Below are 15,780 nucleotides of genomic sequence, written 5' to 3' on the forward strand. Positions count from 1 at the left end.
GGGGCCGGCCCGCTGTCGATCGGTTTCAGCTTTGCTGGTGGCGAGCGCGGAGCTCGCGCCGCAGCAGTTTCCCGGTCACCGTTTTGGGCAGCTCGTCGAGGACCTCCACTTCGCGCGGGTACTTGTAGGCGGCCATGCGCTGCTTGCAGAAGGTGATCAGCTCCTCGGGCTGGGCGGTCTTGCCCGGGCGCAGGCTGACGAACGCCTTCACCGTTTCGCCCCGGTAGGGGTCGGGAACTCCGACGACCGCGGCTTCCCGGACCGCCTCGTGCTCGTAGAGGACGTCTTCGACCTCCCGCGGCCAGACCTTGTAGCCGCTGGCGTTGATCTGGTCCTTCTTGCGGTCCACCAAGTAGAACCAGCCCTCGGAGTCCATGTAGCCCACGTCGCCGGTGCGGAACCAGCCGTTGGAGATCGCTTCGGCCGTTTCCTCGGGCTTGTTCCAGTAGCCGGCGACGATCTGGGGGCCGGAGGTGACCAGCTCGCCGATCTCCCCGGGTGGCAGGTCCTGCCCGTCGTCGTCGACGACCCGGACCACCGTGTTGAACACGGGAACACCGACCGAGAGGGCGCCCGACGCGGGGTCCACCGGGGCGTCCGCTCCCAGCGGCACCGCGTGGGTGGGCGAAGTCGTCTCGGTGAGCCCGTAGATGTTGTGGATGTAGTGGCCGAAGGCCTCCTGGAACGCCCGCACCGTGCTCGGCGGGATGGGAGCCCCGCCCGAGTAGATCTTGGTCAGGCTCGTCAGCGCTTCTTTGCTGGCGTTGGGGGCGTTCATCAGCGCGATGAACACCGTGATCGCCCCGACGGTGAAGGTGGCTTGCTCGGCCTGGATCGTCTCGATGGTGACGCTCGGGTGGAGCCGGTACATCAGCACCAGCGGCGCCCCGGTCAGCATGGCCAGGGCGGCGTGGCCGATGAGCCCGGTGATGTGGAACAGGGGAGCCACCCCGAGGATCACGTCGTCACCGCTCAGCCCGATCCAGTCCCGGTAGGTCTGGGCGTTGAACACGATGTTGCGGTGGGTGGTCATCGCCCCTTTGGGCGGCCCCGTGGTGCCCGAGGTGTAGGTCAGGAGGGCCACGTCGTCCGGGGCGAGCGACACCGGTGGTGCTGCGCGGCCCCGGTGCTCGCGCAGCATTTCGCCCATGTCGACGGTGCCGTCGCAGGGGATGCGCTCGACGCCGGCGAACAGGCGTTCGTCGTTGCGCGTCTGGTACTCCAGCTCCGAGGTCGTGATCACGGTGCGCACCTGGGTGCGGGGCAGGACCTCGCGGGCGACGTCGCGGTGGAGGCTTTCCAAGCACACCAGCACGCTCGCACCGGAGTCCTGCAGGATCAGCTCCAGCTCCCGCTGCCGGTTCATCGGGTTCACCGACACGGCGATGCCGCCGGCTTTCCAGGTGCCGATCTGGGCGATGAGGAACTGCGGGACGTTCTGCGCGTAGATGGCAACCCGCTCACCGGGGGAGAAACCGGCGTCGGTGATGCCGGCGGCGAAGGCGTCGGTGAGCTCGTCGAGTTCGCGGAGGGTGATGCGCCCGTCGAAGTACCGGATGATGTCCCCGTCGGGATTGCGCCGCACCGAGGCGGTGAACATCTCCAGCGCGTTGGCGAATTCCGGCGTGATCTCGGCCGGCTGGCCCGGGGCGTAGCGGGCCAGCCACGGCTTGCTGCTGTAGGCGCTCATGCCCAGCTCCTCAGCGGATGACGATCGGGTTCACCGGGGCACCGGTCCCTTCGACGACCTTCAGCGGCGCCGCCGCGTACAGGAAGCTCCACCGGTTGTCCCGCGCGCAGGCTTCGGCCAGGTCGTCCAGCCAGATCACCTCGCTGAGCGCCACCCCGAGGTTGCGCATCAGGGCGCAGTGCAGGGGCAGCATCACCCCGGTCTCCGGGTCCTTCGTCACCTCGTTGGCGATGGTGTCGGTGACGAGGTTGGGGATTTCGGTCTGTTGGAACCACTCGACCAGTTCCCGGGAGTAGGTCAGGCCGGGCTCGTTGAAGTCGTCGTAGAACTCCTCGGGCGTGGTCTTGTACCAGTAGCCGAGGAAACCGGTTCGGATGAGCAGGATGTCGTGGCGTTCGATGGTCACGCCCTGCTTCTCCGCGGCCGCCAGCAGGTCGTTGTGGTCGAAGGTCTCGCCCTTGTCCAGGTGTTCCTTGCCGCGGTGCCGGGCCATGTCGATGAGCACCCCGCGGCCGACCACGCCCTTCTCGGCGATCGGCAGGATCGAAGCCTTGGACAGGCCGCCGATGGTGGTCTTGGCGTCGTAGCCGTTCCAGATCTTGCCGTCGTACCAGACGTGCCCGAGCGCGTCGTACTGCGACGAGCCCTGCAGGAAGATCTTCGCCACGTCGTCGGCGTAGTGCACGCCGCCGGGGAATTGCGGTGCGTCGTCCTTGCCCGGTCCCCAGCTGGATTCGTCGAGGACGTTCTCCCGCTCCATGCTCTTGCGGCCGGGGAAGACGGGGTCCCCTTTGGGGTGGCCCATCTGCGTTTGCAGGGTGAAGACCTCGCCGGTCTTGACTTCTCCGATGCCGCGCAGCACTTCGCTGGAGTCCAGGTAGTTCAGGCAGCCCAGCTCGTCGTCCGGTCCCCACTTGCCCCAGTTGTTGGGGGCGTCCTCACCCAGCACTTCGCGCATCGACGGGGCTTCGGTCATGATCGGCAGCTCCTTCGCCACTGGCACCGAATGGTCGTCCGAACGATCGTTTGGAATTTGTTCAGTGATGATCTGCATCACACAACGATGTGTCAACACTTCCTTGCGATCAGGGGGAGTTTCTTGGCGGTGAAAGGCGCCGCGCTATCTTTCTGTTTAGGTTTTCTAAACAAGATCAGGATTGGGGGACCGCATGACCGCCTCCAGCGCTACCGGGCCGCCCGGCGCGCAAATACGAGCAGCCCGCCTGCGGCGCAACCTGACCGTGCGCACCCTCGCCTCCGCCGTGGGCGTCAGCCCGGCGACGATCAGCCAGATCGAGAACGGGCGCACGAAGGTGAGCGTTTCCCGGCTGGGGCGGATAGCCGACGCCCTGGACATGACCGTGGCGGAAATCCTCGACATCGATCCGCGCGGTGAAACCGCGCACCGGGGCAGAGCTGCCAAGCCGTCCGGAGCAGCGGCGGCAACGCCGCACGTCCCACCGATTCCGCACTGGCGCGACTACGAACCGCTGGACTTCGACCCCGTTCTCGCCGCTGCGCTCAGCGAGTTCGTCGAAATCGGCTACCACGGAGCGACCGTGCGCAGCATCGCCGCGCGCTGCGGCTTCTCGGTTTCGGGCATCTACCACTACTACACCAGCAAGCAGCAGATGCTGGTCACCATTCTCGAACGCACCATGACGGAGCTGCTGGCACGAGCCGAAGCAGCCCGGGGCGAGGGGAACGACCCCGTCGAGAGGTTCAGCTTCCTCATCGAGCACCTCGCCCTCTTCCACACCCACCGCCGAGAACTCGGCTTCGTGGGCGCGAGCGAGATGCGCAGCTTGGCCGGCTCCGCCCGACGGCGGATCGCCGCGATGCGCGTCGCCCAGCAGCGCATGGTCGATGCGGAAGCCGAGCAAGCAGCTCGTCAAGGGGACTTCTGCACGAGCCACCCGCGAGAAGCGGCCAGGGCGGTGGTCACGATGTGCACCGCGCTGTCGGGCTGGTGGCGCCCGGACGGTCCGCTTGCTCCCGAGCAGATCGCTGAGCAGTACGTCGATTTCGCGCTCGACCTGATGCGCCACCGGAAGACGCGCCAACGGTGACCCCGCCGGTCCGACCGCGATGGACTTGTCCTCAATGGAGTCCGGAGGATCGGGCGCGCGATGATCGGCGGATGCGAGATCTTCCTTTGCTGACGGGATGTTCTCGCCTTGTGCTGGTGCGGGGCGCCGGTGTTCAGCTGCCCAGCGAGGTGAACCCCCCGACGATGGTTCCGTAGACGACGTGGGACAAGAGGTTGACCACCGGCGTCCCCGGGCCGTAGTTGCGCATCAGGAATCCGGGAGATTCGAGCAGCGCCACCTCGGGAGCACTGGTCAACGCGCTGCCCATGCGAGGATGCACCAGTGGCAGCAGGACGTTGACCAGCACGGTGCTGGCGAACAGCCCGTGCACCAAGCCGAAGAGCGCCCCCAGGCCCCACCCCGCCTGGCCGATGGCGATGAAGACCGCGTAGTACATGAACGCGAAGACCTGCCCGTTCACGAAGTGGAGCAGGTACCCCGCGGCTTTGGCGCGCGTGCGGTTGACGGTGACCGCGGTGCCGAGCAGGAACGGCAGGTCCGCGCGGGTGAGCTTCAGTTCGCTGGCCGCCCGCAGCGCGGTGGTCAGCACCAGCGTGCCGATGAAAGCACCCGCCACAGTTCCCCAGGGGTTCACCGGGACGCCTCCTCGCTCGCGTTGCTGATGGCGCAGGCCGCGCTGATCAGCGCCAGATGGCTGAGGCCTTGCGGCAGGTTTCCCAAGAACTCCCCGGTCCCCGGGGCGACCTCTTCGCTGTAGAGGCCGACGTCGTTGGCCAGGTCGAGCAGCTCCTCCATCAGCTCCACGGCCTCGGGGAGGAAGCCGGTGCGGGCCAGGGCCTCGGCCAACCAGAAGGAACAGGCCAGAAAAGCCCCCTCGGTGCCGCTGAGCCCGTCCTCTCCGGTGTACCTGGCGACGTAGGGCCCGTGGCGGAGTTCTCGGGCGAGCGTGCTGACCGTGGCCCGCGTGCGCTGCTCGCTGCCGTCGTACCCGTAGAGGAAGCCCAGCAGGACGGCGGCGTCCAGCTCTTCGCTGTCGGCGGAACGCACGTAGCTGTTGCGGTTCCGGGAGAAGCAGCGGGTTTCGATGAACTCGGCCACCTCGTCGCGGGTGGTTCGCCAGCGGTTGCTGTTGCGGTTCGGGATCAGCCCGCGCTCGGCGAGGTCGGCGGCGCGGTCCAGCGCCACCCAGCACATCATCTTCGACTGGGTGAAGTGGCGGGGCGCGCTGCGGACTTCCCAGATGCCCGAGTCGGGTTGCCGCCAGAGCCGGCACACCAGGTCGGCGAGTTCGGCGAGGCGGCGCGCGAAGTCGGTGTCCAGCGCCTGGCCGGCCAGCGCGTACAGCCACGCGGTCTGCAACAACTCCCCGTAGGTGTCCAGCTGGAGCTGTTCGGTGGCGGCGTTTCCAACGCGCACGGGAGCAGAACCCCGGTAGCCCTCCCAGCTGAGGGTCCGTTCCGGTGCGCGCTGGCCACCGTCCAGTCGGTACAGCACGTGCAGGCTCGGGTGGGAGAGCTGGGAGGCGTGCATCAGCCACCAGAAGTAGGCGTGGGCTTCCCCGGGGCAGCCGAGCTGCAGGAAGGCCACCAGGGTGAAAACGGAGTCGCGGATCCAGGACAGGCGGTAGTCCCAGTTGCGCTCGCCGCCGACGCTCTCCGGCAGCGAGGTCGTCGCCGCGGCCGCCACGGCACCGGAAGGGGCGTAGATCAGCAGTTTCAGCGCCAGCAGGCTGCGCATCACCTCCTGCTGCCAGCGGCCGCGGTAGGTGCGGCGCGCTGTCCAGTGCTGCCAGGCCGCGCACGTGCGCTCCAGGCGTTCTTCGCACTCGGCGCGGACCGGCAGGACGAGGGGTTCCTGGTGCGCGAACGGCATGGCGAGCACGGCGCGCTGGCCCTGGCCCAGCTCGAACCGGTCGCCGGCGGTCGTCCCGTCCCACTTCGGGGAGCCGGCACCCCAGGAGCAGATGGCGAGCGCGTCCCCACCAGTGGCCGCCACCGGAACACCGGAGCGCGAGGAGAACTGAGCGCGGGCGGCGCCGTAGTCGAACCGGGGTTGCACGCTCCACCGCAGCGGCACGGACCCGGACACGCCTTCGAGCCGCCGCACCAGCTCGCGCGCCGGGCTGAGCGCCTCGTCGTCGCGCAGGGTCAGCGCATCGGTGACCCGCACGGTGCCCCGGTCGGTGAGGAAGGTGGTCTCCAGCACGTTGGTTCCGGGCAGGTAGCGGCGCTGCGTGCGGTAGGGGACCTCCGGTTCGAGAGCGCACCGGCCGCCCTGGTCGGCGTCCAGCACGGCGCCGAACACCGCGGGGGAGTCCAGGTCGGGCACACCCAGCCAGTCCACCGAGCCGCGCCGGGAGACCAGGGCTGCGGTCCGGCCGTCACCGATCACCGCGTAGTCGCGCAGCGGGACGTAACCACCGGGCTGCGAGCTCGGTGATCGGGGCTGCCGATCGGTTCCTGAGGAGCCACGGGCGGCTCTCATGCCACCACCTTCCCACCGGATCCGGTGGGTTGCTCGCCGCTGGAGCGCGCCGAGCTGGGCGGCGTACCTGCAAGGCAGCAGCGCGGAGCCGCCCCCTCCAGCCGCGCGGGTTGCGCACCGGTGGCCGGGGATCGGAATGAGATCGCTGGGCAACTGGTGATCTCATGTGGAGGGTGCGCTGAACGGCATTGGCGGACTGCAAGATCGGACGGCGGTGTTGTTGTAGTTGACGCAAGGCTCCGCGGAACTCCGTCGTTCCGGATTCTTTGTGGACAGTGAAGACCCGTGCGTTCGGCAGGAACCTCGGTGCCGGTTCTGGAGGATGGTCGAGCCCCGGTGGAAGTGGGTCCATCGCAAAACCCGATCGCCAGCGGCCACGGCGGAACCGCGCGGAACACGACCGTTCCGGTAGCGCGCCCCGGGGGAGACGTCGTGCGGAGAACGCGGATCTGCAGCATGCTCTACGGCATGTCCGCAGAGCAACGGATAGCCGAACACCTCGCCGTCTCCGAACGCGGCGAGGTCAGGGTGGGCGAGAACGGCATGCGGTGGCGGGTCACCACGCCGGACAGCGTCCACTCCGATGCTGCGGATCCCGAGATGCTCTACGCGGCCGCGCTCGCCTCCTGCCTGCACCAGAGCGTGGTGCTGGAAGCCAGCAAGGAAGGCGTGCCCACGGAGAGCAGTCGAGTCCGGGCCACGGTCACCTTGAAGCTCGTGCAGGAGAAGTTCACCATGCAGGCCGCTGTCGCGGTCGAACTCCCCGGGACCGACGACAACACCGCTCGGTCGATCCAGCAGCGCGCCTGGCAGTCCTGCCCGATGACCAGGAACATCGACATCACGTTCGAAGAACAGCCCAGCGGGGCCTGACTGCTCGCCGCCCGGGCACCCCGCGGGGGAAATTCCGGAGCGAGGAGGTGTGCGTTGTCCGAACGCAGCACGGTGATGCGAGCGCTGCACGAACTCGGCCTGGGGGCGTGGTTCGGCGGCTCCCTGATGGGGGCGGTGGGTCTGAACGGGGCCGCCAACTCCATGGGGGACCGCGGGCAGACCCGGCGGATATCCAGCGCCGGATGGGCCAAGTGGGCCCCGGTCAACGCCGCAGCCCTCGGCGCCTACGTCGTCGGCGGGGTGGGTCTGCTCAAAGCCAACCGCGCGCGGATCAAATACCAGCAAGGCGTGGCGGCGTCCTCCTTCTGGAAGAGCGCGGTCACCGGTGCGGCGCTCGCGGCGACGGCCTACTCGGCGGTCCTCGGCAAGCGGGTGGCGCAGGCGACGTCGGAGCAGACCGACGAATCCCACCAGCCGCACCCCGGGCAGGCCCCCGACGTGGCCGCCATCGAGCGGCGGTTGCGGGTCACCCAGTGGGCGGTGCCGGCGTTGACCGGTGCCCTGGTCGTCCTCAACGCCCTGCAGGGTGAACAGCAACGCGGGGACCAGGAGATCCGTGGTTACCTGGCGCAGAACCTGTGGCCGTTGGGATAGTTCAGGTGAGCACAGGTTCGCGGAGAACAGAGCAACGAGGAGAACGTCGTGGCGAAACCACCACTGCCCGATGAGGTGAGCCAGCTGCTGGCGAAGCCCAACCCGTGTGTCATCACCACGCTGCGCCCGGACGGCCAACCGGTCTCCGTGGCGACCTGGTACTCGTGGGAGAACGGTCGCGTGCTGGTCAACATGGACGAAGGCCGCAAACGGCTCGAGTACATGCGGGCGGATCCGCGGGTCTCCCTGACCATCTTGGACGAGAAGAGCTGGTACACGCACGTCAGCCTGCAGGGGAGGGTGGTTGCCCTGGAGGACGACGTGGACCTGCGGACCATCGACCGGTTGGCCAAGCACTACACCGGAGAGCAGTACCCGGTGCGCGACCGCAAACGGGTCAACGCGTGGATCGAGATCGACCGCTGGCACGGCTGGGGTGCGGCGGAGAACAAGGACGTCGAGCACCACTAGCCGTGGCACCCGTGCGGGCGGCCCTGGTGACACCGCTGTCCGGCCCGATGGGCGGATTCGGTCGAGCCGGGGCCGCCGCGCTCGCCCTCTGGGCCGACCGGTTCAGCGGTCCCGATCAGGTGCGCTTGACGGTGGTGGACGCCCACCCCGATGCCCGGGGCGCACTGCACCGCGCGGAGGGCACCCGCCCGGACCTGCTCTTCGGGCCCTACGGCAGCGGGCCCGCCGCCAGAGCGGCCGCCGCAGCTTCCCGGCTGGTGTGGAACCACGGAGGAGCGCAGGTGCCGCCGCGGCGCAATGTCATCAACGTGCTGGCTCCGGCCCGCACCTACTTCACGGGAGCTGTGCAACTCCTGCACCACCACCTCGCCGGGGGCTTCAGCGCCGGTGTTCTGCACTCGGACACCGGGTTCGGCCGCGGGGTGGGCGGTGGGGCGCTCGCCGAAGCGCAGCGGCTGGGGATCGAAACCCGCCGAGCCGTGCTGCCGGAGTCCACCCCGGAGGCCGACGTGCTGCTGGTGGTCGCCAGTCCCGCTCAGGAAGTGCGGATCGCTGAAACCTTGGACTTCCGGGGCAGGAAGGCGGTGGGCTTCGTCGCTGCCGGGGTCCGGGAAGTGCTCTCCGGTCTCGGCGAGCGGCGGGAAGGCCTGTTGGGACCGGCGCAGTGGTTGGCGGAAGCCGCCCCGATCCCCGACGAAGGCCCCAGCGCGGAGGAATTCTTGGCTGCTTTCCGGGAGCGCACCGGTCAAGAACCCGCTTATCCCGCGGTGCAGGCGTTCGCCGCGGGATTGCTCGCCCTGCGCTGCCTGCGCGCAGCGGGTGCTTCCCGCGACGCGGCGGTGCTGGAGGCCGCCCGCCGGCTGGACTGCACGACGCTGTTCGGCCGGTTCCGCATCGACACCCGAGGCCAGCAGGTGGGCCACCGGGTGTTGACGGTGCAGTGGCGAGGTGGCCGGCGCGTGGTCGTGTGGCCGCCGGAGTCCGCCGGCGCTCGCTGGCAACCGCTGCCCGTCGCGTAGTGCTCCGCTTCAGAGCGGCTCGGCTTGGCGGTGCGGCCGGCCGACCCTGCTGCCCACATAGGCCAGTTCCCGCACCTTGGCCAGCCACTGCGGGTAGAGCTGCAGCTCCTGCGGGCGGTGGAGCATCGGGTCGTAACCGAGGCGCTCCTCGTCCTGGCGCTGGGTGTGCAGTTCCAGCTGGGCGAACGGCTGCCACTTGCCCCGCACGCCACCGCGCCAGTGGAGGGTGGCGCGCAGCGGCCCGGTGCGCAGTCCGCGCTCCACCGCCTCCAGCGAGGCGCCCGGTAGCTCGTCGATCGTGGCCGAGAGCCACACCAGCTTCTTGTGGAGCCGGTACGGGGCCAGGGTGCTGTAGCGGGCGCGGTCCCACGACCGGGCGGGGAAGGGGATCACCTGGGCCGGGCCCCACCCGCAGCTGGCAAGGGCGAAGTCCCAGTGGCGGGACGGTCCGCCCGCGTCGAGCAGGCGAATGCTCAGCCCCAGGACGTCCGGGACGTCGCCGGGCAGGCCGATCCCCCGGGACATGCGGGCGAGCACGGGATTGCGGGTTCCCGCCTCCCACGGCAGCGGGCCCCTCGCCAAGACGGTGAGCTCCCCGTCGAGGACCAGTCCGTGGGGGTGGAAGACCCGGGCGTTGCGCAGCTGGGCGAGGGCGCGGAACACCGAGGGGAACACGCCGCTGGAGTCCGGGATGGCGCTGGGGGTGGTGGGGGCTGACCGCGGTCGGGGGATGCGCGGAAGCGTCTTGCCGCGCGTCAGTTTCCGGGTCAGTCGGCTCATGGTCAGTGCGGTGGTCACCGGTGTTCGGGTCACTGCTGGTCCCCCTCGTCCGAATGTGCCGGAATGGGCGGCGACGTGCCTTCCGGGGTCGTTCCGTGCTGCCGGTTCTGCGCCTTCACGTCCTGAGCACCGGGGAGCCGGTGCGGTGGACCGGCTTTCCCGGTGCAGGTGGACGAGCCCCGAGTACCCGGTTCGCCGCTGCCACCAATCCTGTTGTGGAAGTGGCGCGGTGCGGCGGATGAGGGGGATCGGGGTCCCCTGCGGCTGCTTTCGGGCTCAGTCGAGCGCGGCGATGAAGCTGTCGAACGCGGCTTCGGCTGCTCCGAGCAGGCGACCGTGCGGGCCGAGCTGGGCGGGGTGGAGCTCCGGGGTCGAGCCGGGGCGGGCGCTGAACTCGGCCAAGCGGGCGCGCAGTTCCTCTTCGGCGTGCTGGACCAGCGGTTCCAGCAGGCCCCCCAGGACGACCCGTTCCGGGTCGAAGATGCTGCACAGGTTGGTCAGTCCGAAGGCGACGGGGGTGCACAGGGAGCGGAAAGCCGCCACGGCGCTGGGATTCCCGCGTTCCGCGTTGGACAGCAGTTCGTTCAGCGCGGCGCGGCGCTCTTGCGAGGCGGGCACCCCGGCGTGGCGCAGGAGGGCGTCGGCGCCGATCTCGGTTTCCCAGCACCCCCTGCGTCCGCAGCGGCACCGCCGGCCGCCGGGGCGCGTGATCATGTGGCCGATCTCGCCGCCGATGCCGCTGTGCCCGGTTAGCACGCGGTTCCCGGTGATGATTCCGCCGCCGACGCCGACTTCGGCCGAGATGTAGACGAGATTGCTGCAGCCCCGGCCCGCGCCGCGCCGGTTCTCGGCGATGGCGGCGAGCCTGGCTTCGTTGCCGATCAACACCGGACCGGGCAGTCCGGTGGTGCGGCGCAGTTCCTCGCCGAGCGCCAGGTCGGTCCAGCCCAGGTTGGGGGCGTGCAGCACGAGTTCGTCGGAGGAGCGCACCAGGCCCGGCACGGCCACCCCCAGGGCGCGGGGCGGTTCGTCGCAGGTGCGGAGCAGGCCGTCGAGCATGCGACTGAGCTGCTCGATGCTGCTGCTGGGGTCGCCCGGGATGTACTCGTGCGGTTCCTCGGCCTCGTCCAGGACGGTGCCGCCGATGCCGACGCGGCTGACGCGCAGCGTTTCCACTTCGATCGCCGCGGCCAGCACGTAGGCGTTCTCGCTGCGCGGGGAGACGGTCACCGGGGGGCGTCCGCGACTGCCACGGTTCCGGTCGGGGCTGCCTTCCGCAGCGAGGCCTCTGCTGGCCAGCTCACCGGTGAGATCGGCGATCGCGCTGCGGGTCAGGCCGGTGACCTCGGCCAGCTCCGCCCTGCTGGTGGCTCCGTTGAGGTGGAGGAAGCGCAGGAGAGCGCGCAGGTTGTGGCGGCGCAGGCTGGCGGGGTCCCGCCCCTGGGTGGTCGTAGCAGTCACGTCTTTCCTCGTTTCAGCCTCGCGGTGGTCGCGTGGTCCCGTACCGATCCAGCATCGCCGACCCGGAGTTGGGGATTGACAGGACGGTCATTTTGTTTTTACCTCTTTAAAAATTTATTAGAGATCAAGGGGCTTGTGCGATGACGACGAGCGAGACGAAGCCCACGTCAAGACGCTCGGTGTACGTCGCCTCGGCGGTGTGCGCGATCGGCGCACTGCTGTTCGGCTACGACACCGGGGTGATTTCCGGGGCTCTGCTGTACCTCAAGGGGCCGATGGGGATCGCGGACAACGCGTTCCTGCAAGGCCTGGTCACCAGTTCGCTGCTGGTCGGAGCCATGCTCGGCGCATTGACCAGCGGAGGCATGGCCGCCCGGTGGGGCAGGCGTGCGGTCACCCTCTTCGCGGCGTGCGTGTTCGCCGCGGGTTCCGTCCTCGCGGCCCTCAGCCCCGAGGTGTGGACGCTCGTGGCGGGGCGCTTCGTGATCGGCATCGGTGTCGGGCTCGCATCGGTGATCGTGCCGATGTACATCGCCGAGATCGCCCCCACCAGCATCCGCGGCACCCTCACCTCGCTGAACCAGCTGCTGATCGTGGTGGGCATCCTGCTGGCCTACATCGTCAACTACGCCCTCGCCCCGTGGGAGGCGTGGCGCTGGATGATCGGCCTGGCGGTCGTTCCGGCAGCGGCCCTGTTCATCGGAATGCTGTTCATGCCCGAAACCCCGCGCTGGCTGGCCAGCCGCAACCGGATGGACGAGGCCGAACGCGTGCTGCGCACCATCCGCGGACCGGAAGAACTGGAAGAATCCCGCGCGGAGATCCGCGAAGCCCACCGCCGCACCCGGGAAGAAGGCCGCTGGCGCGACCTGACCGCCAAGAGCATCCGCCCGGCCCTGCTCATCGGGCTGGGCCTGGCCGTGCTGCAGCAGTTCGTCGGGATCAACACGATCATCTACTACGCACCCACCACCCTCACCCAGCTCGGCATGGGCAACAGCGCCTCCATCGCGGCGCAGATGGGCATCGGCGCCATCATGCTGCTCTTCACCTTCGTGGCGGTGCGCTACATCGACCGCATCGGCCGCAAGCGGCTGCTGCTGTTCGGCAGCGCCGGGATGAGCATCAGCCTGGGGCTGCTCGGGGTGCTCACCCTCGTGGTCGGCTCCAGCGGACAAGTCATCGCGCTCATCACCATCGTCTGCCTCGCTGCGTACGTCGCCTCGTTCGGGGCCACGTGGGGGCCGGTGGTGTGGGTGATGCTCCCCGAGCTCTACCCGCTGCGGATCCGCGGACCCGCCGAAGGCCTGGCCACCTGGGGCAACTGGGCGGCGAACTTCCTGGTGTCCCTGCTGTTCCCGGTCATCCTGACCGCCATCGGACAGGGACCGTCGATGCTGATCTTCACCGCGTTCGGCGTGCTCTCGTTCTTCTTCGTCCGGTACTTCGTCCCGGAGACCACCGGAACGAGCCTCGAAGAACTGGAAGAACGGCTGAGCACCGCGACCGCGGGTGAGAACACGAGCTCTCGGGCCTGAAACGCCAGTAGATGGAGATTCGGGAGGGTTCCGTGAGAAGGAAGAGAAAAAGAACAAGACGGGCACTGCTCGCTGTGATCACCGGTCTTGCGGTGGCCGGCCCGCTGGCAGCGGTGCCGCAAGTGGCGGCCGCCGACACCCCGGTGTACCTGGACCCGTCCTACTCCCCGGCCGAACGGGCCGCTGACCTCGTGTCGCGCATGACCCTGGAGGAGAAAGCGGCCCAGCTCAACAGCAGCCAGGCCCCGGCGATCCCCCGGCTCGGCGTCCGCGCCTACGGCTGGTGGAACGAAGCCATCCACGGCGTCTCGCGGGAGCAGACCGTCGACAACGACGAACCACCGGACCTGGTCAACACCACCTCCTACCCGGTGAGCCTGTCCATGGGGTCCACCTGGAACCCGGAACTGATGCACCGGGTCGCCGACCAGATCTCCAGCGAAGCGCGCGAAGTCGTGCGGGACAACCTGCTGGACCTGAACTTCTACTCGCCGACGGTGAACCTGAGCCGGGACCCGAGGTGGGGGCGCAACGACGAGACGTACAGCGAGGACCCGGTGCTGACCTCCCGCATCGCCTCCCAGTACGTCAACGGGATGGAAGGCAAGGACCTGAACGGGCAGCTCCGTCCCGAATCCGGCGGTTACCTCAAGACCAGCACCACGCTCAAGCACTTCGCCGCCAACAACAGCGAGTACAACCGCACCACCGGAACGTCCGACATGGATGAAAGGACGTTGCGCGAGTACTACCTCAAGCAGTTCGAGAGCGTGATCCAGCAGAGCGACCCGGCCTCCATCATGACCTCCTACAACCGGGTCAACGGCGTGCCGGCTTCGGCCAGCACGCACCTGATGGACGAACTGGCGCGCAAGACGTTCGGCTTCGACGGCTTCTTCACCTCGGACTGCGACTCCGTCTACGAGATCCAGCACGGGCACCACTGGCAACCCCCGGGCCGCGAGGAACCCCTGGACCACATCGAGCGCAACGCGTACGCCAACGCCGCCGGCGTCGACCTCAACTGCAACCGCGGACTGCACGACGAGCACAACTTCGGCAACACCCTGCCCACCGCTGTGCAGCAGGGCGTGGAAACCGAGAAAGGCGTCTACACCGAAGAATTCATCGACGCCTCCCTCGTCCGCTTGTTCACGGTGCGGATCCAGTTGGGCGAGTTCGACGACCCGCAGCAGAACCCCTGGGTCCAGCAGGCGCGGGCCCGCGTGCCGCAGGGCAGCTGGGAGAACTCCGATGCCAACGGCGCGGTGACCCAAACCCCGGAGCGCCTGGCGTTGGCCCGCGAAGCGGCCGGTGAAGCCATCGTGCTGCTGCGCAACAGCGAGCGCCCGGGCGGCGCACTGCTGCCGCTGTCGGTCCCGGATTCCGGGCCGTTCCGCGTTGCGGTGATCGGCGACCAGGCCGCCACCGACGACATGTACCTGGGCGGGTACTCCAGCGTTCAGGAGTCCTCCGGCAAGGCCAACAACGTGAACGTCCACAAGGGAGTTCAGCAGGCGATCCAGGCCATCAACCTGCAGGCGCGCGTCGACCACCTGCCGGGCAGTGCGGCCGACGACCCCAACGAGCCCAATGCGGATTCGATCGCCGAAGCAGCCCAGTACGACGCGGTGATCGTGCACGCCACCACCGATGGAGAAACCGCGCGCGAGGAGAAGGACCGGGAGGACCTGCGGCTGCCCGGCCCGCAGACCGAACTGATCAAGGAAGTGGCGGCCCGCAACCCCAACACCGTGGTGTACTTGGAGACGGTGGGGCAGGTCGACGTCACCGAGTTCGAATCCGCGGTGCCGGCGATCCTGTGGAGCTCCTACAACGGGCAGCGCAAGGGCGAAGCGTTCGCCGACGTCCTCCTGGGCAAGCGCAACCCGAGCGGGCACCTGCCCTTCACCTGGTACCGCGAGGAATCGCAACTCCCACCGATCGGGGACTACCGGATCCGGGACGGGGAAGGTGCGCCCGGCCGCACCTACATGTACTTCGACGGACCGGTTTCCTACCCGTTCGGCCACGGCCTGAGCTACACCGAGTTCGAGTACTCGAACATCCAGGTGGACCGGCACGACGCGAATCCCGACGACGTCGTGACGGTGACCGCGCAGGTCACCAACACCGGGCAGGTCGCCGGTTCTGACGTGGTGCAGCTGTACGCGGCCACCCCGGACGCTCCCTCGTCCGCGGAAAGGCCGGACAAGCGGCTCGTCGACTTCCGGAAGGTGACCCTGCAGCCGAACGAGACCAAGACCGTCGAGTTCCCGGTCCGCGTGGCCGACCTGGCCTTCTTCAACCCCGAGAGCGGGAAGTACGAAGTGGACGAAGGCCGGTACGAGTTCCAACTGGCGGCCTCCAGCGCTGATCGGGAAGTGCAACAGCGAGCAGAGGTCCAGGTCAGCGGGGTGCTGCAGCCGGTGCTGCAGACGGTTTCGGCGACCCCGGACGAGGCCGGCGAGCAGACGCACAACGACGCGGCCCAGGTCGTGTTCCCCAGCGGAGCGGTGGTCCTGCCGCGCCTGACCGTCGGCATGAGCGACGGAACGCTGTACGGACACGGTCAAGACGCCGACATCCCGGCGGGGATGACCGTGGAGTACCGCAGCAATCGACCCGAGGTCGTCTCGGTGGACCCCGACGGCACCATCCGCACCCGCGGGGCGGGAGTGGCCACCGTGACCGCGATCGTGCGGCACAACGGAACGGAGCGGACGACGGACTTCGTCATCCGCGTCCAGGAGGACCACCGGAGGTGACCGGAACCGCAGCCGCTCACCAGCCCCGGT

At 68.8% G+C, this 15,780-nt stretch carries 13 protein-coding genes; 7 read left to right on the forward strand and 6 right to left on the reverse strand.

What is annotated here, in order from left to right:
- Window positions 1-25: 25 nt before the first annotated feature.
- Together SREC43747_RS0109590 and SREC43747_RS0109595 are read right to left on the reverse strand one after the other, a co-directional pair.
- A complete protein-coding gene (locus SREC43747_RS0109590) occupies window positions 26-1,690 on the reverse strand; it encodes a long-chain-fatty-acid--CoA ligase (protein ID WP_029720995.1) in 1,665 nt (554 codons plus the stop codon).
- Window positions 1,691-1,700: 10 nt separating this feature from the next.
- Window positions 1,701-2,693 carry a cyclase family protein gene (locus SREC43747_RS0109595; protein ID WP_236623115.1) on the reverse strand — a complete coding sequence of 331 codons (993 nt, stop codon included), beginning with the start codon at window positions 2,691-2,693 and terminating at the stop codon, window positions 1,701-1,703.
- Window positions 2,694-2,859: 166 nt separating this feature from the next.
- On the opposite strand from SREC43747_RS0109595, the gene SREC43747_RS0109600 reads away from it, so the two are divergent.
- On the forward strand, window positions 2,860-3,759 hold the full coding sequence (locus SREC43747_RS0109600; RefSeq protein ID WP_029720997.1) for a TetR-type transcription factor C-terminal domain-containing protein: 900 nt from the start codon (window positions 2,860-2,862) through the stop codon (window positions 3,757-3,759).
- Between the two features lie 133 nt (window positions 3,760-3,892).
- Here the strand turns inward: SREC43747_RS0109600 and SREC43747_RS0109605 are convergent, their stop codons facing one another.
- Together SREC43747_RS0109605 and SREC43747_RS0109610 are read right to left on the reverse strand one after the other, a co-directional pair.
- Window positions 3,893-4,375 (reverse strand): hypothetical protein, encoded by a 483-nt coding sequence (locus tag SREC43747_RS0109605; protein WP_029720998.1) that lies wholly within the window; start codon window positions 4,373-4,375, stop codon window positions 3,893-3,895.
- Window positions 4,372-6,225 carry a glycoside hydrolase family 15 protein gene (locus SREC43747_RS0109610; RefSeq protein WP_051387911.1) on the reverse strand — a complete coding sequence of 618 codons (1,854 nt, stop codon included), beginning with the start codon at window positions 6,223-6,225 and terminating at the stop codon, window positions 4,372-4,374. The genes SREC43747_RS0109605 and SREC43747_RS0109610 overlap by 4 nt, the downstream gene beginning before the upstream one ends.
- 432 nt (window positions 6,226-6,657) lie before the next feature.
- Here SREC43747_RS0109610 and SREC43747_RS19725 point away from each other — a divergent pair, with 432 nt between their 5' ends.
- The 4 genes from SREC43747_RS19725 to SREC43747_RS0109630 are packed head-to-tail and all read left to right on the forward strand — an operon-like array spanning window position 6,658 to window position 9,203.
- A complete protein-coding gene (locus SREC43747_RS19725) occupies window positions 6,658-7,098 on the forward strand; it encodes an OsmC family protein (RefSeq protein ID WP_152528371.1) in 441 nt (146 codons plus the stop codon).
- Window positions 7,099-7,152: 54 nt separating this feature from the next.
- Window positions 7,153-7,713, forward strand: coding sequence for a hypothetical protein (locus SREC43747_RS0109620; protein WP_029721001.1), 561 nt, complete (start codon window positions 7,153-7,155; stop codon window positions 7,711-7,713).
- A 48-nt stretch (window positions 7,714-7,761) separates the two neighbouring features.
- A complete protein-coding gene (locus SREC43747_RS0109625; RefSeq protein WP_029721002.1) occupies window positions 7,762-8,184 on the forward strand; it encodes a PPOX class F420-dependent oxidoreductase in 423 nt (140 codons plus the stop codon).
- A gap of 2 nt (window positions 8,185-8,186) precedes the next feature.
- Window positions 8,187-9,203, forward strand: coding sequence for an ABC transporter substrate-binding protein (locus SREC43747_RS0109630; RefSeq protein WP_029721003.1), 1,017 nt, complete (start codon window positions 8,187-8,189; stop codon window positions 9,201-9,203).
- Between the two features lie 9 nt (window positions 9,204-9,212).
- Here SREC43747_RS0109630 and SREC43747_RS0109635 read toward each other — a convergent pair whose 3' ends face one another.
- Both SREC43747_RS0109635 and SREC43747_RS0109640 read right to left on the reverse strand, forming a co-directional pair.
- A complete protein-coding gene (locus SREC43747_RS0109635; protein WP_152528372.1) occupies window positions 9,213-10,016 on the reverse strand; it encodes a catalase family protein in 804 nt (267 codons plus the stop codon).
- A 243-nt stretch (window positions 10,017-10,259) separates the two neighbouring features.
- The gene (locus tag SREC43747_RS0109640; RefSeq protein WP_051387913.1) at window positions 10,260-11,444 is read right to left on the reverse strand and encodes an ROK family protein; all 1,185 of its coding nucleotides are present in this window, start codon (window positions 11,442-11,444) and stop codon (window positions 10,260-10,262) included.
- A gap of 140 nt (window positions 11,445-11,584) precedes the next feature.
- Between SREC43747_RS0109640 and SREC43747_RS0109645 the strand changes: the two genes are divergently transcribed.
- Both SREC43747_RS0109645 and SREC43747_RS0109650 read left to right on the forward strand, forming a co-directional pair.
- Window positions 11,585-12,982: a sugar porter family MFS transporter gene (locus SREC43747_RS0109645; RefSeq protein ID WP_051387914.1), complete on the forward strand. Its 1,398-nt coding sequence runs from the start codon at window positions 11,585-11,587 to the stop codon at window positions 12,980-12,982.
- A 74-nt stretch (window positions 12,983-13,056) separates the two neighbouring features.
- Window positions 13,057-15,750, forward strand: coding sequence for a glycoside hydrolase family 3 C-terminal domain-containing protein (locus SREC43747_RS0109650; protein ID WP_037331692.1), 2,694 nt, complete (start codon window positions 13,057-13,059; stop codon window positions 15,748-15,750).
- Window positions 15,751-15,780 lie beyond the last annotated feature (30 nt).

The organism is Saccharopolyspora rectivirgula DSM 43747 (genome assembly GCF_000497205.1).
GTDB lineage: Bacteria > Actinomycetota > Actinomycetes > Mycobacteriales > Pseudonocardiaceae > Saccharopolyspora > Saccharopolyspora rectivirgula.